The organism is Cobetia sp. PDI-12MA, from assembly GCF_059507695.1.
The window spans coordinates 3,237,368-3,256,769 of the sequence record NZ_CM183351.1; the positions used below are offsets into that span (position 1 = coordinate 3,237,368).

The 19,402-nt window shown below is 65.9% G+C and carries 11 protein-coding genes; 8 read left to right on the forward strand and 3 right to left on the reverse strand.

Annotated elements, in window-relative coordinates; genetic code table 11:
- Positions 1-158: 158 nt before the first annotated feature.
- The 7 genes from AC5WNI_RS13840 to betT all read left to right on the forward strand — a co-directional run bounded on the left by AC5WNI_RS13840 (position 159) and on the right by betT (position 11,897).
- Complete coding sequence (locus AC5WNI_RS13840) at positions 159-1,541, forward strand: efflux RND transporter periplasmic adaptor subunit (protein ID WP_175089249.1); 1,383 nt, start codon at positions 159-161, stop codon at positions 1,539-1,541.
- A complete protein-coding gene (locus AC5WNI_RS13845) occupies positions 1,538-4,663 on the forward strand; it encodes an efflux RND transporter permease subunit (RefSeq protein WP_254627050.1) in 3,126 nt (1,041 codons plus the stop codon). Before AC5WNI_RS13840 ends, AC5WNI_RS13845 begins: the two co-directional genes overlap by 4 nt.
- Positions 4,660-6,078 carry an ATP-binding protein gene (locus tag AC5WNI_RS13850; protein ID WP_175089248.1) on the forward strand — a complete coding sequence of 473 codons (1,419 nt, stop codon included), beginning with the start codon at positions 4,660-4,662 and terminating at the stop codon, positions 6,076-6,078. Before AC5WNI_RS13845 ends, AC5WNI_RS13850 begins: the two co-directional genes overlap by 4 nt.
- 33 nt (positions 6,079-6,111) lie before the next feature.
- Positions 6,112-6,855 carry a response regulator gene (locus tag AC5WNI_RS13855; protein ID WP_175089247.1) on the forward strand — a complete coding sequence of 248 codons (744 nt, stop codon included), beginning with the start codon at positions 6,112-6,114 and terminating at the stop codon, positions 6,853-6,855.
- 199 nt (positions 6,856-7,054) lie between these two features.
- Positions 7,055-7,450: a hypothetical protein gene (locus AC5WNI_RS13860; RefSeq protein ID WP_175089246.1), complete on the forward strand. Its 396-nt coding sequence runs from the start codon at positions 7,055-7,057 to the stop codon at positions 7,448-7,450.
- Positions 7,451-7,709: 259 nt separating this feature from the next.
- Complete coding sequence (locus AC5WNI_RS13865; RefSeq protein ID WP_175089245.1) at positions 7,710-8,894, forward strand: Spy/CpxP family protein refolding chaperone; 1,185 nt, start codon at positions 7,710-7,712, stop codon at positions 8,892-8,894.
- A gap of 963 nt (positions 8,895-9,857) precedes the next feature.
- Positions 9,858-11,897, forward strand: coding sequence for a choline BCCT transporter BetT (gene betT, locus AC5WNI_RS13870; protein WP_043334330.1), 2,040 nt, complete (start codon positions 9,858-9,860; stop codon positions 11,895-11,897).
- Between the two features lie 167 nt (positions 11,898-12,064).
- Here betT and AC5WNI_RS13875 read toward each other — a convergent pair whose 3' ends face one another.
- From AC5WNI_RS13875 to ptsP, 3 genes are read right to left on the reverse strand one after another with little or no spacing between them, the layout of a single operon-like run.
- A complete protein-coding gene (locus AC5WNI_RS13875; RefSeq protein WP_175089244.1) occupies positions 12,065-13,855 on the reverse strand; it encodes a PTS fructose-like transporter subunit IIB in 1,791 nt (596 codons plus the stop codon).
- A complete protein-coding gene (locus tag AC5WNI_RS13880) occupies positions 13,852-14,895 on the reverse strand; it encodes a 1-phosphofructokinase family hexose kinase (RefSeq protein WP_175089243.1) in 1,044 nt (347 codons plus the stop codon). Before AC5WNI_RS13880 ends, AC5WNI_RS13875 begins: the two co-directional genes overlap by 4 nt.
- Positions 14,895-17,975 carry a phosphoenolpyruvate--protein phosphotransferase gene (gene ptsP / locus AC5WNI_RS13885; RefSeq protein WP_175089242.1) on the reverse strand — a complete coding sequence of 1,027 codons (3,081 nt, stop codon included), beginning with the start codon at positions 17,973-17,975 and terminating at the stop codon, positions 14,895-14,897. Before ptsP ends, AC5WNI_RS13880 begins: the two co-directional genes overlap by 1 nt.
- Positions 17,976-18,362: 387 nt before the next feature.
- Between ptsP and cra the strand changes: the two genes are divergently transcribed.
- Positions 18,363-19,370 (forward strand): catabolite repressor/activator, encoded by a 1,008-nt coding sequence (gene cra, locus AC5WNI_RS13890; RefSeq protein ID WP_054555669.1) that lies wholly within the window; start codon positions 18,363-18,365, stop codon positions 19,368-19,370.
- Positions 19,371-19,402: the final 32 nt, after the last annotated feature.

The window sequence follows — 19,402 nt, forward strand, 5'->3', positions numbered from 1 at the left end:
TTCCCATTTTGGCATTGCGCCTGAATGGCATCATGCGATCATCCACACATTCGTCTGCATTTCATGGCCATGATCCACCGCCCGCTCTGACCGACGCCAAAGCGACTGGCCAGAAGACGGCTGCGCATCAGGCCAGTCACTTTTCGTTCGGAGTCCGCATGGACCATAGCCCAGAGACGCCAGCGTCGTCTTCCGCGTCGCCCGCCCCTGCCGTCCACCCCGCACCCTCCACGCGGCGCCTGATCTGGATGCGCCTGCTGGCGCTGATCATTCTCGCGCTGGCGATCGCGCTGGCCGCCTGGTGGATGAATCATCGCCCCGGTGCGCCGAAGCGTGCCCCGAGCGAGGCACCTGCGCCCACGGTCGAGGTGGTCACGGTCAGCCATGCCGCCAACGCCCCGACGCTTGAGGGCTTCGGCCGCGTGATCGCCGATCGCCAGACCACGGTCTCCACGCGCGTCAGCGGTCAGCTGGCGCCCTTCCCCGAAGGCATCGAAGCCGGCCGCGAAGTCCGCAAGAACCAGCTGCTGGCCAGTCTCGATCAACTGGATTATCAGCTGGCACTGCGTCAGGCCGAGGCGGATCTCGCCACGGCAGAAGCCAGCCTCGCCTCTGAAAAGGGCGAGCAGATCCGCGCCGCCTCGGAATACAAGACCTTCGGTCGCAATCTGCCGGCGGCCCAGAAAGCGCTGGTGCTGCGCGAGCCTCAGCTCAAGTCGGCCCAGGCCGCCGTGGAAAGCGCCCGCGCCAGCCGCGATCAGGCCAAGCTCAATCTGGCCCGTACCGAGATTCGCGCCCCCTATGACGGCCTGATCAGCGAGCGTCTGGTCGGCGAAGGCAGTGATCTCAATGCCTTCACCGACCTGTTGACGCTGGTGGCCACCGACCGCTTCTGGGTGCGCCTCAATCTGCCGCAGGCCGACATGGAGTGGCTCTCGACCCACGCCCGTGATGGCCAGGGCACGCCGGTACTGATCTCGAGCAAGGCATGGCCGGATGGCCAGCACCGCCATGGCGAAGTGTGGAGCGTGCTGCCGTCGCTGGAAGAAAACGGCCTGCTGACCCAGGTGATGGTGGCGGTGGAAGACCCGCTGGCGCTCAATGTCTCCGAAGAAGCGCGCGCCAGCACCCCGGCGCTGCGCATCGGTGATGTGGTCGAGGCGACCCTGACGCCCCGACGCACTGCCTCGTTGATCGAACTGCCGATCAGTGCGCTGCGCAGCGGCCAACAGGTCTGGGTACTGACGGCGGACGATCATCTCGAGAAGCGCCCGGTAGTCGTGCGCCATCTGGGCAATGACACCCTGCTGGTCGCCGACGGTCTGGTGGACGGCGAGCGCGTCATCACAAGCTCCCTGAGCAGCGTCGAAGCCGGCATGGCACTGCGCGCGCGCGGCGATACGCCGACACCGACCGCCCGGGCGACGGATGCCAAGGCGGCTGACGACAAGACGACGGCTGGCGACAAGAGCACCGCAGCTGGCGACAAGAACGCCACGGTTGCCGACCAGAACGCCACGACCACCGGAAGTGACTCATGACGGCACAGTCGCGCCTCAAGGGCCCCATCCGCTGGATGCACGATCACGGCGTCGCCGCCAACCTGCTGATGCTGTGCCTGATTCTTGGCGGCCTGCTGATGTCCAGTCAGATCAAGAAGGAGGTCTTCCCCTCCTTCGAGCTCGAGATCATCAACGTCAGCGTCAGCTATTCCGGCGCCACGCCGGATGAGGTCTCCGAAAGCCTGTTGCAGGCGATGGAGTCCGCGGTGCAGGACGTGGAGGGCATCGAGGAGATCACCGCCACCGCCGAGGAAGGCCTCGGCTCGCTGTCCATCGAGCTGCAGGACGGCGTCGAGACCATGCGCGCCTATCAGGACATCCAGCAGGCCATCGACAGCATCACTACCCTGCCCGATGAATCCGACCCGCCCGTCTACTCGCTGGCAGGCCGCTCGCGCAGCGTGATGGAGCTCAAGCTGCATGGCCAGACCGATGACCAGACCCTGCGCAATGTCGCCGAGCGTCTGCGCCTGAGCCTGCTCGACAGCGACGACATCACCAAGGTGGAGCTGACCGGCATCCGTGACCGCGAGGTGCATGTCGCGCTGGAGGAAGGCGCGCTGCGTCGCTATGGCCTGTCGCATCAGGATATCGCCGGCCTGATCGGCAATCAGGCGCTCAACCTGGCCGGGGGCAGCCTCGACACGCAGCAGGGCGAATACCTGGTGCGCTATGAGGCGCGTCGCGACGGCGCCGCCGAGTTCTCGCAACTGCCGGTGATCTCCAGCCAGGAAGGCAATGTCGTGCGTCTGGGCGATATCGCCACCGTCACCGACGGCTTCGCCGACAGCGACAAGGAAGTGCTCTACGACGGCGAACCGGCGATTGGTCTCGACATCTATCAGGTCGGCTCCCAGACGCCCAACGAGCTGTCCACCGCGACCATGGCGATGCTGCCGCAATTGACCGCCAGCCTGCCGCGCGGACTGACGCTGAGCGTCGAGGACGATGACTCGCTGGTTTATCAGGACCGCCTGGAGCTGCTGCTCAAGAATGCCTGGATGGGGCTGGTACTGGTGCTGGTGCTGCTGGGGCTGTTCCTCGAGGCGCGTCTCGCCTTCTGGGTCACGCTGGGCATCCCCACCGCCTTCCTCGGCGCGATGCTGTTCCTGCCGCTGGTCGGCGTATCCATCAACATGATCTCGATGTTCGCCTTCATCATCGCACTGGGCATCGTGGTCGATGACGCCATCATCGTCGGCGAGAACATCCACTCGCACCGCGAGCGCGGCGCCAGCATGCGCGAAGCCGCCATTCTCGGCGCGCGCGAGATCGCGGTGCCGCTGGCGTTCTCGATCCTGTCCAACATCGTGGCCTTCATTCCGCTGCTGTTCCTGCCCGGCTTCCTCGGGCTGGTATTCGGCATCATCCCGCTGGTGGTGATCAGCATCTTCGCGCTGAGCTGGATCGAAGCGATCTTCATCCTGCCCGCGCACCTGGGCCACACCAGCGAGAAACCGATACGCTGGCTGGCACCGCTGGACCGCGTGCGCCATGGCGTCCAGCACGGGCTGGAGCGTTTCACGCGTCGCCGCTTCCAGCCCTTCCTCGAAGGGTGCCTGAACTATCGTGGTCTGACCGCCGTCTGCGGTCTGGCGCTGCTGGTGCTGGCGATGGCCTGGATGGCCAGTGGCCGCCTCGGCTTCTCGCTGATGCCGCGTGTCGAGTCCAACCGTGCCGGCGTCACCGCCAACCTGCCGGTGGGCAGCCCGATCAGCCAGGACCGCGAGGTACGCACCCTGCTGCTGGACGCGCTGGAGCGGGTTCGTGAGCGCGACGACGCCCCCGCGATCTACTCCACCAGCGCCGAGATCGAAGGCAACTCGCTGAGCATCATCGCCAACCTCGACACCACGGTAGAGGATAACTGGTCGCCCTCGCAGCTGATCACGGCCTGGCGTGAGGAAGCCGGTACCATCGCCAATACCGAGTCGCTGCTGTTCGAATCCGATATCGGCGGGCCGGGGCGCGGCGCGGGCCTCACCATCCGCCTTTCCTCCTCTGACAGCGGCGCGCTGATGGCCGCCGCCGAGTCACTGGCGACGTCGCTTGAGGATTACAGCTCGCTGTCGGACATCGACAGCGGTCTGGATGACGGCAAGCGCGAGCTCTATCTGCAGCTCAATGCCTACGGCCGCTCGCTGGGACTGGATGGCGCCACCCTGGCCAACCAGCTGCGCGGCCCGCTGTCCGGCGCGACCGCCCTCAAGCAGCAGCAGGGCCGCAATGAGGTCGAGGTCAAGGTGCTGCTGCCCGAAGAGCAGCGCGCAAGCCTTGCCCAGCTGGAGAACTTCGGCGTGCAGACCGGCAACGGCGTCAGCGTGCCCCTGGGGCTGGTGGCCGACATCGAGCAGGGACGCGCCGCGTCCAGCATCCTGCGCATCGATGGCCGCCGCGTGATCGAGGTCACCGCCAACGTGACCCCGTCCGACGCGGTCAGTCAGGTGATCACCAGCCTGGAAAGCGACGTCTATCCCCAGCTGAAGAGCCAGTATCCGAGCCTGAGCATCGGTTATGGCGGGCGTCAGGAAGAGACTGCCGACAACCTGGGGTCACTGCAGGTGTCGTTGCTGCTGACGCTGGCAGCCCTCTATCTGCTGCTGGCGCTACCGTTCAGAAGCTATCTGCAACCGCTGCTGGTGATGACGGCGATTCCCTTCGGCCTGATCGGCGCGGTCATCGGCCATCAGCTGATGGGCTATGGCCTGTCGGTGATCAGCCTGATGGGCATGCTGGCGCTGTCGGGCATCGTCATCAACGACGCCCTGGTGCTGATCGACTACGCCAACCGCCAGCGTCTGGCCGGTGCCACCGCGCGTGAGGCGATCATCATGGCGGCCACACGGCGTCTGCGTCCCATCCTGTTGACGACGCTGACCACCTTCTTCGGCCTGGCGCCGATGATCTTCGAGACCTCACGCCAGGCGCGCTTCATGATCCCGATGGCGGTCTCCATCGGCTTCGGCATCCTGTTCGCGACCGTGATCCTGCTGATCCTGGTGCCCTCGCTCTATCTGCTGCTGGAAGACCTGCAGCACAATCTGCGCCGCCTGCTGGGGCTGCCGCCCCGCACCCCGCGTCAGGAGGAACAACCATCATGATGCCCACCGTCACCGCCTGGCACTCACGGCTGTCAGTGCGGCTGTTCGTGATCCTGCTGCTGACCAATGTCGTGATCGGCGGCAGCATCTACATGTTCATCTCCCACAGCATGGACAGAGGGTTCGCGGAGTATCTGGAGCAGACCCAGCAGGAGCGCATCGAGCTGATCTCGTCCGACCTGGTCAGCGGCTACGCCGCGGAAGGCAACTGGGAGTGGATGAAAAGCCGGCGCAACTGGGGGCGCATCGTGCATTCCCAGGCGCCGGCGGACAGATTCGAGACACCGCCGGGCGCCAACCTCGATCGCCCCCAGGACTACATGCTGCGCGATACCCGCGGCCAGCGCCTCAATGGGCCGCCACGCCCTGCCCCCGGCATGCAGTTCAAGGATCTGATGCTGGACGGCAAGAAGATCGGCGAGCTGGGCTACCTGCCGGTGAGTGAATTCCTGCGCCGCGGCAAGGACCAGTATCTGGAGCGCCAATCGCGCAACCTGGCGACCATCATCCTGTCCTCCACCTTCGCCTCACTGCTGGCGGCGGCCGGCATCGCCTGGTGGCTCGGCCATCGGGTGCGGGACCTCGCCAGTGGCGCCAGCCGTCTGTCGAGCGGCGACTATGCCACCCGTCTGCCGGTGCGCGGCCGGGATGAGCTGTCGCGGCTGGCCGGTGACTTCAATGCGCTGGCGCAGACGCTTGAGACCAACCGCGATTCCCGCCAGCGCTGGGTGAGTGACATCTCCCATGAGCTGCGCACGCCATTGGCGGTGCTCAAGGGCGAGATAGAGGCCATGCAGGACGGCTTCCGTCCGATGAGCCAATCAAGTCTCGGCTCGCTGGAACAGGAAGTGGACGCTCTCAACCGCCTGGTGTCGGATCTGCGCCTGCTGGCCCAGAGCGACGCCGGCACGCTGGAAGCCTGGCGCGAGCCGCTGGAGCTGAATGCCCAGCTCAACGATAGCCTGGACGACCTGCGCGGCTGGCTGGAAGACAGCGGCATCCAGCTTGAGACCGACATCCAGCTGCCGCTGCGCGTGCAGGGCGACATGCAGCGCCTGCATCAGCTGTGGAGCAACCTGGCCAGCAACACTCGCGCCTATACCGACTCGCCCGGCAAGTTGAAGGTCAGCCTGCTGCGCGAGGCTGCCTCACCCGGGGACGGCGCCGGTCACCCCGGCTGGGCGGTCGTGCGCTGGGAAGACTCGAGCCCCGGCGTGCCAGAGGCCGAGCTTGCCCACCTCACCGAGCGCCTGTATCGGGTCGAGAACTCGCGCAATCGCTCCAGCGGGGGTTCAGGCCTGGGCCTGTCGATCGCCAGCGCGCTGGTCAGTGCGCATGATGGCCAGCTGGTACCGGGGCAGTCATCACTGGGCGGACTGCGATGGGACATTCGCCTGCCGCTGTTGTCTACTTGAAACAGTCATTTTCATCTGCAAGGACTCTTGACCATGAGCGACGTTCACGCCGACACCCCTGACGCCCGGGCCGAGACCCAGAAACCGCTGATTCTGGTGGTGGAAGACGAGCCCAAGATCGCCAGCCTGCTGTGCGATTATCTGGACGGCAGCGGGTATCGCACCCGGCATGTCGACGACGGCAACGCCGTCATCGCGGCGGTCAATGACGAGACACCCGCCTTGGTATTGCTGGACCTCATGCTGCCGGGCACCGACGGCCTGACCCTGTGCCGCCAGCTGCGGGCCGAGGACAACCTGCTGCCCATCGTGATGCTGACCGCGCGGGTCGAGGAAGTGGACCGCCTGCTGGGGCTGGAGCTGGGCGCCGATGACTACATCTGCAAACCCTTCAGTCCGCGTGAGGTGGTGGCGCGCATCAAGGCCGTGCTGCGTCGCAGCCAGGCGCTTGATCAGACCCTCTCGCAGACCTCCGACAAGGGCCAGCTGGTGCTCAATGAGGAAGGTTGGCAGGCACTGGCCGATGGCAGTGACCTGGGCCTGACCGCAGTCGAGTTCCAGCTGCTCAAGGTGATGATGCAGTCGCCGGGGCGCATCTTCTCCCGCGACCAGCTGATGGACCACATGTACCGCGACCACCGCATCGTCTCCGAGCGCACGGTGGATTCCCACGTCAAGAAGCTGCGCCGCAAGATCGCCAATGTCTGGCCGGAGCGCGACGTGATTCGCTCCATCTATGGGGTCGGCTACAAGTTCGAGCCTGACGTGCTGGACTGATATCTCGCCTCGCGCAGGCCCTGAAACCTTTCAGAAACATGACAACCGCCGTCTGTGACCACAGACGGCGGTTGCGTTTTTGTTGCACCCACGGTGCGAACTTGCTGTCCAACTGCGACGGATACTGTCATCACTGCCTAAGCGAGAGCCATTTACTGCTGCTCAAGCGCGGGTCTACGCCACAAGTGAGGTATTCGTCATGTCCCACAGTCCTGCCAATCGTGCTCTCTCCCGCACTCGCCTGATCGGTGCCGGCGTACTGAGCGTCATGCTGATGGCATCACCGCTGAGCGTGACCAGTGCCAGCGCCGCCGATGTCTCGCTGAACGTGCTGCTGGATGGCATCAGCCTGAACGTCAGCCAGCGTGCCACCCTCGACAAGCAATATCGCCACTATCGCCAGCAACGTCAGGCCGCTAAAAGCCACCACGACGCCAAGGCGCTTACCAAGGCGCGCAAGGCCTACCTGGCCGATGTCGATCGCGTCCTGAACCGCCATCAGACCCAGCGCTTCCACCAGCAGTTCGACCGCCACTATCCGGCGAATGCCCAGGCGAACGCTAAGGCGGCGAAGAAGCGCCACCACGGTGGCTGATGGCAACCGCGTCTGAGTGCCCCGGGTTGAAACCTGACGTCATCACCTTGATCAAGGACTCAGTCCCTACAGGATTCAGTCTCTACAGGATTCAGGCCACAAGATCACGCTGCAGAAAAGACACAGCAAGCCGTTGCATGTTCCGCCCAGGCGCGTTGCACGCAACCCCATGAAACGTTGCACAATGCCGGCACATTCACTGCTGATAATGCTCTTATCGCTTGATTCCGGCCCTTTATCTAGACACTCGGAGTACGCCATGAACCGCATTTCTCGCAAGCTCATCGTTTCCGGTCTGCTGACCGCCCTGGCACTGCCGATGACCGCCGTGGCCTCAAGCAACGACAAGCACCATGACGGCGCCGACCGCAAGGAAGGCCTCGACAAGATTCTCGCCAGCTGGCATCTCAGCGATGAACAGCAGCAACAGCTCGACGCACTCAAGCAACAGCAGATGGAAAGCCGCAAGCAGCTCAAGGAGCAGAAGTTCGACTCCCGCGAAGCGCGCCGCGACGCCATCCAGGCACAGCGTGAAGAACACAAGGCCGCCCTGGCAGAGATTCTCGACGAGAATCAGGTCAAGGTGCTCGAAGCCTACTGGGCTGCCGGCAAGCCGATGCACGGCAAGCACATGGGCAAGCATGACGGCAAACGTCACGGCGAAGGCAAGCATGCCGACGAGCGTGGCGGCGAACGCGGCGGCAAGCACATGGCCGGCGAGCGTGGCGGCAAGCATATGGCCGACGACGGCAAGCAGCGCATGCAGCTGATGGGCGCCCTGTTCGACAGCTGGGACCTGGATGACGACCAACGCAGCGCGCTCAAGGACTCCTTCAAGTCCATGCGTGACGACATGGAGTCACTCAAGAAGACCGACTTCGACTCGCGTGAAGCGCGCAAGGCCGCCTTCGAGGAACTGCGCAAGACCCAGCACGATCGTCTGGCCAAGGTGCTGGATGCAGACCAGATCAAGGTGCTGGACCTGATGCACCAGCGTGACAAGCGCGGTCCGAAGATGGCCGACCGTCAGCAGCAGGAAGGCATGAAGGCGCTGCTGGCCAGCTGGAACCTGAGCGATGACCAGATGCAGGCGCTCAAGGAAGTCCGCAAGGAAATGCGTGACGAGATGCATGACAGCATGAAAGAGATGCACGACGACATGCGTGATGCCATGCAGGACGCCGACACCAAAGAGGAGCGTGTCGCCGCCCGCCAGGAAATGCGCAAGGAAATGAAGGAGCAGCGCCTGGAACTGCGTGAGGAAGGCCGCGAGAAACTCGCCGATGTGCTGTCCGCCGAGCAGCTCGATGCGCTGGAAGCCTTCATGGCCAATGGCATGCGCCATCACGCTGGCAAGCATCATGGTGGCATGAAGGGTGACATGAAGGGCGGCGACATGAAGCGCGGCCCGATGCATGACGCCGACCAGTCTGAAGATGCCTGAGTCAGGCCATCACCCGGGCAGCTGAAAGCCGGCTGATCGTGGGCCCGGCGAGGTAAGAACCGGACAATCCACGCCCCCGGACACAGCCATTCAGCTGCCCTGCTGACGTCACTTTCGCCGCCCCGGCCACGATTCTGTGGTCGGGGCGGCGTCGTTGTGTCCTTTTACCGACAGCGATTTTTCCGAGCACGACACCGCGCCTGCGAGGCTCTGCCATCGGGCCTCGCGGCGACGTGATCGCGACACGAGGATAAGTGGAAGCGACAGTTGCACTGCCTTTTTCCCCAAAGGGGGGTTATATTTTTATTGAACAATCAATTAAAATAATTCTGCAAGGCTTTGAGCATTACACGGCGTGATGATGTGAGTCGCGTTTTCCTGACTGCTGAGCTCCCCTCCGCTGCCGATCTCGACCGGCGGCAGCAAGACGGGATGCCTGCAACCGTCACAGGAAAGCGGACCCGGCAGATGCCGACGAGACTGACGCCTGCCATCCCGGCAACTTCAAGGGAGCAAGCGACGGCGACCGCCACGGACTCGCGAGCAGACACCGGAGTGACCCGCCCCTTCGCGAGAAGGCGGGTGACGTCCAGGGACGCCGAGTAGACGTTCGAAGTGATGAGAGCAGCACGATGAAGGCCAGGCGTTCCCCAGCGCTCGACCCGCCATCGTTCTTCTGCGGCCAATCTGGCCTGCAGAAAAGGGGCCGCACCACGGTGCGCGCCCGGCGTCTCTCATGAATTGCCCACCGGCATTTCTTGCTTGCTGCCCAGCGATGCCCCTGCAATCGCGTCGCCACGGCAGTCGACACTGCCGCTGCTGCAAGTTCCGCCCCGCGCGTGAGCTGAGCACGGCCCGTGCCGTTCGTGTCCGTCTTTTCCTGCACGCCACCCGCAATTTCTGCGGCTGACGGGCAGCTAAGCACCACGCACGAGTGAAACTTCCCCTGATAAGGAGTTGCTCATGCAGAAACCTGCTTCCGCCGAGAACGCCACGCCGTCCTCGAGTCGTATCAACCCGACGGTCTTCTACGGATCGATCATCGGTATCCTCGCCTTCCTGGCCTTCGCGATGCTGTTCACCGAACAGGCCGACGCCTGGATCGGCAGCGCCCTGGGCTGGACCATCGACACCTTCGGCTGGTTCTACATGCTGGCCATCGTCGCCTATCTGGTCTTCGGGGTGCTGATCGCCTGCTCGCGCTTCGGGCGCATTCGCCTCGGGCCGGATGATTCACGCCCGGAATTCTCGCTGCTGTCCTGGTCGGCGATGCTGTTCGCGGCCGGCATCGGCATCGACATCCTGTTCTACTGCATCGCCGAACCGCTGTCCCACTACGTGGCGCCGGTGACCGGTGACCCGCAGACCCAGGCGGCGATCCGCAATGCCATGGTGGAAACCTTCTTCCACTGGGGCCTCTCCGGCTGGGGCATCTATGTGCTCGCCGGCATGTCGCTGGCCTACTTCAGCTACCGCCACCGCCTGCCGCTGGCGATCCGCTCGGCCTTCTACCCGCTGCTCGGCAACCGCATCAATGGCCCGATCGGCAACGCCGTGGACATCTTCGCGATCATCTCCACCGTGTTCGGTATCGCCACCTCGCTGGGCATCGGCGTCATCCAGCTGAATTACGGCCTCAAGTTCATGCTCGGCGTGCCCGAGAACCTCGCCGTCCAGGCCGCGCTGATCATCGGCGTGATGGTACTGGCGACCATTTCCGTGATCACCGGTGTCGAGAAAGGCATCCGCATGCTGTCCGAGTTCAACATGCTGCTGGCCACCGCGCTGCTGATCTTCGTGCTCGCCGTCAGCGACACCTCGCAGCTGCTCAACGCCCTGGTACTCAACGTCGGTGACTACATCACCCAGTTCACCGCCAAGAGCTTCGATACCTACGCCTACACCCCGGGTACCGATGAGTGGATGAGCGGCTGGACGCTGTTCTTCTGGGGCTGGTGGATCGCCTGGACCCCGTTCGTCGGCCTGTTCCTGGCGCGTATCTCGCGTGGCCGTACCATCCGTCAGTTCGTGTTCGGCGCGCTGCTGATTCCGCTGAGCTTCATGATGGTGTGGATGAGCGTGTTCGGTAATTCCGCCATCGACATGGTCGCCAATCAGGACGTCGCGGCACTGGCCACCGAAGCCCTGAACGCACCGCAGAACACCATCTACACCTTCCTGGAGCAGCTGCCCTACTCCACCATCACCACCGCCGTGGTGGCGATTCTGGGTATCGTGTTCTTCGTGACCTCCGCCGACTCCGGCGCTCTGGTACTGGCCAACTTCACCTCCATCCTCAAGGACGTGAACCACGATGCGCCGATCTGGCTGCGCATCTTCTGGTCCGCCATCATCGGCCTGCTGACGCTGGCACTGTTGATGGTCGGGGGCCTGAGCGCGCTGCAGAGCGCCGTGGTGATCACCGCCGTGCCCTTCTCCATCGTGCTGATCTTCATGATGATCGGCATGTACAAGGCGCTGATGATCGAGGACCGCAAGGAGAACGTGCGTCAGGACAACAGCTGCGTCTACGAAGGCGTCGACTGGCATGAGCGTCTGGACCACGTGCTCGACTTCGCCCAGAGCGGCAGTTCCGAGGCGACTCTCAAGCGCTCCATCCGCCCGGCCCTCAACCAGCTGGCCGAGGAGCTCAATCGTCGCGGTCAGGTCTCGAGCGTCACCGAAGAGACGCTGGAAGATGAGCCGCTGCCCCGCGTGACGCTGGAAGTCGAGTTCGAGGACGCCTCCAACTTCGTCTACCAGGTGCGTGCGGTGCGCCAGCAGACGCCGAGCTTCATCGACGCCAATGATGACTTCTACCTGCGTCTGGAAGTGCACCTCTCCGAGGGCGGCAGCGGTCAGGAGCTCAACGGCCTGTCGCGTGCCCAGGTGCTCGACGAAGTCGTTACCGCCTATCAGCAGCATCTGGCCTTCGTGCGCCACGATACGGTCAACGAAGCGCCGGCGATGCCGGGCGTGATCGGCAAGTCAGAACTGGACTGATCGGTATTGGACTGATCAAAGTTGGACGGATCGGAGCTGGACTGAGCCGTCGCTGAGCGCCTGCGCTCGGCCTGCAATGCAAAAGCCCCCGCCGGGAGACCGGCGGGGGCTTTTTGCGTCTTGCCTTGTGCGTTTGCGGCTTGCGTCCTTGCCTGCTTGCCAGCGGCTCAGGTCGCGGCAGCGGTCTCGACCTGCTGGGCGCCCTTCTTGATCAGCGCATAGCCGATACCCGTCACCAGGGTGCCGGCGACGATGGCGCCCAGGTACATCAGCGGGACGTTGATGGCGTTGGGAATCAGCAGCACGAACAGCCCGCCGTGCGGCGCCAGCAGCTTGGCACCTATCAGCATCGACAGTGCGCCGGTGACGGCACCGCCGACCATGCAAGCCGGAATCACGCGCAGCGGGTCCTTGGCGGCGAACGGAATCGCACCCTCGGAGATGAAGCACAGGCCGAGAATGAAGCTGGCCTTGCCCGCCTCACGCTCAGGCTCGGCGAACTTGCTACGCGCGATGAAACTGGCCAGCCCCATGCCCAGCGCCGGCACCATGCCGGCCGCCATGATGGCCGCCATCGGCGCATAGGTCTCGCTGGCCAGCAGGCCGACACCGAAGGCGTAGGCGGCCTTGTTGACCGGGCCACCGAGGTCGAAGCACATCATCGCGCCGAGCAGAATGCCCAGCAGCACGGCATTGGCCGAGCCCATCGATTCGAGGAATTCAGTCAGCGTCGCCATCAGCCCCGCCACCGGCGTGCCGACGACGTAGATCATCACCAGACCGGTGACCATACTCGCCACCAGCGGGATGATCAGGATCGGCTTGAGCGATTCGATCGACTGCGGCAGCTTGACGAAACGGCTCAGCCCCAGCGCACTGTAGCCCGCCAGGAAGCCGGCGATGATGCCGCCGAGGAAGCCGGCGTCCAGGGTGGCGGCCAGCCAGCCACCGATCATGCCCGGCGTGATGCCCGGGCGGTCGGCGATGGAGTAGGCGATGTAGCCCGCCAGCACCGGAATCATCAGCTTGAAGGCAGAGCCGCCGCCGATCTGCATCAGCGCCGCCGCCAGAGTGCCTTCTTCCTCGAAGGCCTTGATGCCGAACACGAAGGACAGCGCGATCATCAGGCCACCCGCCACCACCATCGGCAGCATGAAGGACACACCGGTCAGCAGGTGCTTGTAGGGGCCGCGCTTCTCGCCCTTCTGCTGGCTGCCCTGACCGCCCGCGGCGGTGGCGGATTCCACCTCGGCGCCTTCCAGTGCCTGCTCGATGGTATCGCGCGGCTTCTTGAGCGCGGTGCCGGTGGAAGTCCGCCAGACCCGCTTGCCAGCGAAGCGCGTCGGGTCGACCTCGATATCACAGGCCAGGATCACCACCTCTGCCGCGGCGATCTCCTGCTCGGTCAGCGCATCCTGCGCGCCCACCGAGCCCTGGGTCTCGACTCGCGTCGGGTAGCCCAGCGCGCGCCCTGCCTCGCTCAGGGCCTCGGCGGCCATGAAGGTATGCGCCACGCCGGTCGGGCAGGCGGTGACCGCAACGATGGACGGCTTGTGCGCCACCTCTCCATCAGCTGCGCCGGTGGTCGTCGTGCTGGACGTCGTGCTGACAGTCGCAGCCACATCGGCGATGTCCTTGGCTTCCAGCACGCGGGCGCGGGCCTCGGCATTGGCCAGGAAGGCGGCGGGGTCCGGCAGCGCCTCTTCGATGGGCGCGACATGCACGCGCTTGCCGACGAAACGCTCGAGGCCGGCGCTGGTCATCGGCGACGCCGCGACGATCACCAGTTCGGCGGCGGCGAGCTGGGCATCGCTCAACACGAGTTCACGCTCGAATTGCGAGCGCATGTCGATGAGGGGCTCCCAGTCGCGACGACGGGCGGCCTGCTCCAGGCGGCGCGCCGCCAGGAAGCTGGTCGCCATGCCGCTCGGGCAGGCGGTAACGATGATGACATTCATGGGCGTGGCTCTCCGGCTGTCGCGACCTCGGCACTGGCCAATGTCTCGATGCTGGTGTGTTGTTGGAGGGTTTCAAGCTCCGGGGCGGCGGGATTGCCCGGCCCCGGGTGGGTCACGGCCTCGGCGGAAAGCGCCGTGGCATGACGCAGAATCCGTTCACGCATGGCCGCCGTGGGTGTCGGATGGCAGAGCACCCCATGCAGCATGGCGGCCAGCAGGGTATCACCGGCACATACGGTACTGACCACTCGCATGCGCGGCGGGCGTGCCCGCAGTGTCTCGGCGCCGGGGCTTGCCCACAGCACGCCTTCCGGACCGGCAGAGATCAGCGCCTGCTCGATGCCGTGTTCGACCAGACTCGCCAGCGCGCGCTGACGGGCGGAGTCGCTCTCCAGCGGCTCGCCCGCCCACAGCGCCAGTTCCTGCTCGTTGGGCTTCACGCCGCTGGGCGGCACCACCAGACCGGCTTCGAGTGCCGTGCCGCTGGTGTCCAGCCAGCAGGCAATGCGGCGGGCACGCACCCGCTGCACCAGGCTCGCCAGCTGCTCGCTGCTGACACCCGGCGGCAGGCTGCCGGCGATGACGACGGCACAGCGCTCCGGGCTGCCCTCGGCCTGCTGGCGATCGATCCACTCATCGATGCGCCCCTCAAGCCGCGTGAAGGCGGCCTCATCGACCTGCATGCCCGCGCCGTTGATATCGGTGACACGGCCACTGGCCTCCCCCAGCTTGACGTTGATGCGGGTCGCGCCCGCGACGCGTTCGAAGGCATCACTCAGCCCCCACTCGGCAAAGGCGGCCTCGAAATCGGCCTGGTTGTCGGCGCCCAGAAAGCCGCTCAGCGTCACCGGATGGCCCAGTGTCGCCAGCACACGGGCGACGTTGATGCCCTTGCCCGCCGCCTCGAGATGGTGGCTGCGCGCCCGGTTGACCTTGCCCGGCACCAGGCTGTCGAGGCCGATGGTCATGTCCAGCGCCGGGTTGAGCGTCACGCACAATACCGGGCAGTCGGCGGCCTGACGCGTCGTGTTGTCACTCATCACACTGACTCCCGCGGGCTGTTTCCATTACTGGCCGCACTACTGTCCGCATTACTGGCCGCACTACTGTCCGTATTACTGGCCGCATCACTGGCCGCAGCGCCTGAGGTGACCTCGGCAACCGAAGGCTCGCCCTGCTCGAGCAGCGCTTCCAGAGCACTGCGCACGTCTTCCGAGGTCGGCTGGGCCAACGCGACCCGCGCCTGCTCACGCGCCGTGGCCAGGTCCAGCTCGCGCACCCGCGCCTTGACCAGCGGAATCTGGCGGCTGGACACCGACAGCTCATCCACGCCCAGCCCGACCAGCACGCCGACGGCCTGGTCATCACTGGCCAGCTCACCGCAGACGCCGACCCAGGCACCGTGGGCGTGGGCGGCACTGACGGTCATCTCGATCAGGCGCAACACCGCCGGATGCAGGCCATCGGCCTGCGCCGAGAGCGTCGCATGGCCACGATCGATCGCCAGGGTGTACTGGGTCAGGTCATTGGTGCCCACCGAGAAGAAGTCGACTTCCGGCGCGATGCTGGCCGCCGTCAGCGCCGCCGAGGGAATCTCGATCATCACGCCGACCTGCACGTCGCGCACCGGTGGCTGACCATGTTCGGCCTCATAGGCGGCGTCCAGCTCGGCGCGGACACGATCGACGATGGCACGCGCGCCACGCAGTTCGGCCAGGTCCTTGACCATCGGGAACATCAGGCGAATCGGCCGCGCCCCGGCGGCCGTCAGCAGCGCCCGCACCTGGGTCTCGAGCACTTCCGGGCGCGTCAGGGCGAGGCGAATGCCGCGCAGGCCGAGGAAGGGGTTGTCCTCACGCGGCAGCGGCCAGTACGGCAGCGGCTTGTCGCCGCCGACATCCAGCGTGCGTGCCACCAGCGGCCGCCCCTCGAGCGCATCCAGCGCCTCACCGTACTGGGCGGTCTGGGTGGCGAGGTCCGGCGCCTGGGGGTGCGCCATGAACACGAATTCGGTACGCAGCAGGCCGACACCCTCGGCACCGCGCTCGACGGCGTCGCCGGCATGGGCGGTGTTGCCCAGATTGGCGACCACCTCGACATGAAGGCCATCCAGGGTCGTGGCGGGTGCCATGCGCGACTCCCAGGCGGCGGCCTGACGCTGCTCATGCCCGGCGATCGCCTCTTCGGCACGCGCGCGGCGACTGGCCGAGGGCATCACGCTGACGCGGCCTCGTTCACCATCGACGATCAGCTCGCTGCCATCGGCGATCGCCAGCACGCTCGGGCCAGCCCCGACCACCGCCGGAATGCCCAGCGAGCGCGCCAGAATCGCGCTGTGCGAGGTCGCCCCGCCCAGCGCCGTGACCAGGCCCCGCACGCGAGTGGTATCCAGGCGCGCCACATCCGACGGGCCGATGTCCTCGGTCACCAGCACATGCGGTGTCTCGGGGGCGCTGGGCAGCGGCGTATCGGTCAGCACGCCGAGCACCCGCCGCCCGACATCGCGCAGATCGGCGGCGCGTTCAGCCAGCAGGCGATCGGCGAGGTTCTCCTGGGCGCTGGCGGCGCTGTCGATGGCCGACCACCACGCCGCTTCGGCGCTGTGGCCTTCATCGAGGCTTTCGCGCGCCGCGGCAAACAGCTCCGGATCGCCGAGCATCTCCTCGTGCATCGAGAGAATCTCGGCCATCTCGGCGCCTTCGGCGCGATTGACCAGCGCCAGCAACTGCTCGCGGGCGGTCTGGATACTGGCCACCAGGCGCTCGGCCTCACGATCGGCGCCGGCATCGCTGCGCGTCTCGTAGACGAAGCGCGGCAGGCGCATCACCCAGCACGGCGCGATGGCCATGCCCGGCGAGGCGGCCACCGCGGGCACCACGCTGTCGGCGGCGGGAGCGGCCTGCTGGGTGTCGCCGGTGGCTTGCTGTTCGCTGGCCTCCAGCGGCGTGGCGGCGTCGGCGCGCCAATCGGCCAGCGGCTCCACCGCCTCGCCGAGACCGGCCTGCACCGCGCTCACCATCATGCTCAGCGCCGCCTGATTGGCCGCCGAGTCATCGCCGGAGGCGCTGAAGATCAGCGTCTGGCCGCGGCGTGCGCCCAGCCCCAGCACCTTGGTCAGACTGGCGGCACTGACCACACCGCTGTCATCGCCTTCCAGTCGCAGCGCCGGAATGACGCCATGCTGCTCTCCCGCCTCGCGCGCCGCCTGCACCAGCTGCTTGGCCGGACGCGCATGCAGGCCGTGGGCGTTGAGCAACACGACCTGAGCCAGCTGCGCCGTGGCGGACTCCCCCGACAGCCGCGCCAGCAGGGCGCTGGCCGACAGGCCCGGCAGGCTTTCGCCCGCACCCTCTTCCAACAGCGTCAGCAGGCGCTCAAGCAACGGCTGATGCTGGCCCTGCTGGGCATCGACTGCCAGACAGGCCAGCGCAGTGATGCGTCCGTGGCGCGTCTCCAGTGCCTTCTCCGGCGTGACGATGGCCAGCGCCGAGCGGGTGACATCCTGCTGCGACTGCGTCAGCCACACGCCCTGCCCCAGCGCCACCGGTTGGGCGGCGAGCATGGCCGAGATGAAACCATCACTGACACAGCCGGCCTGGCGCAGGCGCGCGGCCCCCGCCAGCACCAGCTCGTCACGATCACGCGCGGGGAAGCCGCACAGCAGCGTCTCGGCATCCAGACGCGGCGGCACCACCTCGCGGCCCAGCTCGCTCAGCACTTCCTCGGCGGTCGTCGCCGAGGCCAGGCGCTCACTGACGCCGTCGCGATCGAGCACACGCGTCAGCGCGCGCAGGATATCGAGATGCTCATCGGACTGTGCCGCGATGGTCACCAGCAGGAAGACGCGATTGCCATCGTGCCACTCCACGCCCTGCGGAAACTGCAGGACACGCACCCCGGTGGCCAGCACGGCCTCGCGGCTGTCCGGCGTACCGTGGGGGATCGCGATCCCCTGCCCCAGGTAGGTGGAAGACTGGGCTTCACGCGCCAGCAGGCCCTCACGGTAGTCGGGCGTGGCGCGCCCACCGGCGACCAGGGCGTCGGCGGCCTGTTGCAAGGCATCGCGCCAGTCGCTGGCATGGGCGGCGAGAAGAATGTCCTCGCGATCAAGACTGAGCATGGCTGGCTCCTTGAGGCTCCCTTCTGATGAGGAGCCTGGATGTTGGCGGTGCGCTGCAAGCGTATATCTCAGCTGCCGCGACACGTCACTTGGCGAGTTCCGACAGGGTAGCGGCGTCATGGCGTGATGACGAGCATGCTGAATCGTGTCACCTCAATAGGGCTCATGCTGGCCGTTTTCTTGCGCCCGATCAAGCGAACACAAACCGAAAACGCGCTTCTGGTGACTAGACATTGGGCGTAGAGCCGCCTGTGGCGCGGGCTCGAGAGGCGTTGAGCGAGGCGTGCCCGGCGCAGAGAGGATTTGCACCCGAGCCCACAAGTGCGCATCATTCCTCGCACATGGAGCACGCAGATCCCGTTCCCCCTTTCCAGCAAGGACAGTGGCATGACCCTGGCAGAAATCGCGCGTCTTGCAGGCGTTTCACGCACCACCGCCAGTTATGTGGTCAATGGGCAGGCACAGGCACGACGTATCAGCCCCCAGACGGTCGAGCGCGTCATGGCGGTGGTACAACGTCATCACTATCGGATCGATGCCCAGGCAGCTGCGCTGCGGCGTGGTGAAAGCCGCACGCTGGGCTTCATGCTGCCGGATCTGGAGAACGCCAGTTATGCCCGCCTGGCCAAGTTGCTGGAGCGCGGGGCGCGTGAGCGCGACTATCAGCTGTTCATCGTCTGCTCCGACGATGAGCCGGAAACCGAGCGCGAGCTGGCGCGCATGCTCAAGGCGCGGCGGGTCGATGCGCTGATCACCGCCAGCTGCCTGTCCCCCGATGACCCCTTCTACCGCGAACTGGCGCTGGATGGCTTCCCGGTCATCGGTGTCGATCGCGCGCTGGATACGCGCCACTTCGCCAGCGTGGTCAGCAACAATGAAGATGCCGCTCGCCAGCTGACCGAAGCTGTGCTGGAACACGCACCGCAGCGACTGCTGTGGCTGGATGCCTTGCCGGAGATCGATATCACGCGGGCGCGCGCCAGCGGCATGCAGGCGGCGCTGGCGCACTATCAGCAGCGCACCGGCAGCAGCGAGCTTGAGGCCACCACCCTGCATGCCGCGCGTTACGAGCGCGAGGCGGGCGCGGCGGCGCTGACCGAGCATCTCCGCCATTCACCGCTGCCGGACGCCATCGTCACCGCCTCCTACACCCTGATGGATGGCGTGCTCGATGTGCTGTTCGCCGAGGGGCCGCCTGCCAATCCGCCCAAGGCGATGGCCAGCTTCGGCGACGACCGCCTGCTCGACTTCCTGCCGCTGCCGATCCATTCACTGCCCCAGCGTCACCAGCAGATCGCCGATGCGACGCTGACGCTGGCACTGCAGGGCATTCAGGGCCAGACCACGCCCGGTGTGACGCTGGTGGAACGCGAACTGCGCCGCCGCCAGCACTGAGCTGATGTCTGAGGTGATGCCTGAGGTGATGT

Excerpts from the sequence above, each read along its gene's own strand:
- AC5WNI_RS13840 (WP_175089249.1), top strand. The coding sequence starts at position 159 with ATGGACCATAGCCCAGAGACGCCAGCGTCGTCTTCCGCGTCGCCCGCC.
- AC5WNI_RS13845 (WP_254627050.1), top strand. The coding sequence starts at position 1,538 with ATGACGGCACAGTCGCGCCTCAAGGGCCCCATCCGCTGGATGCACGAT.
- AC5WNI_RS13850 (WP_175089248.1), top strand. The coding sequence starts at position 4,660 with ATGATGCCCACCGTCACCGCCTGGCACTCACGGCTGTCAGTGCGGCTG.
- AC5WNI_RS13855 (WP_175089247.1), top strand. The coding sequence starts at position 6,112 with ATGAGCGACGTTCACGCCGACACCCCTGACGCCCGGGCCGAGACCCAG.
- AC5WNI_RS13860 (WP_175089246.1), top strand. The coding sequence starts at position 7,055 with ATGTCCCACAGTCCTGCCAATCGTGCTCTCTCCCGCACTCGCCTGATC.
- AC5WNI_RS13865 (WP_175089245.1), top strand. The coding sequence starts at position 7,710 with ATGAACCGCATTTCTCGCAAGCTCATCGTTTCCGGTCTGCTGACCGCC.
- betT (WP_043334330.1), top strand. The coding sequence starts at position 9,858 with ATGCAGAAACCTGCTTCCGCCGAGAACGCCACGCCGTCCTCGAGTCGT.
- AC5WNI_RS13875 (WP_175089244.1), bottom strand. The coding sequence starts at position 13,855 with ATGAATGTCATCATCGTTACCGCCTGCCCGAGCGGCATGGCGACCAGC.
- AC5WNI_RS13880 (WP_175089243.1), bottom strand. The coding sequence starts at position 14,895 with ATGAGTGACAACACGACGCGTCAGGCCGCCGACTGCCCGGTATTGTGC.
- ptsP (WP_175089242.1), bottom strand. The coding sequence starts at position 17,975 with ATGCTCAGTCTTGATCGCGAGGACATTCTTCTCGCCGCCCATGCCAGC.
- cra (WP_054555669.1), top strand. The coding sequence starts at position 18,363 with ATGACCCTGGCAGAAATCGCGCGTCTTGCAGGCGTTTCACGCACCACC.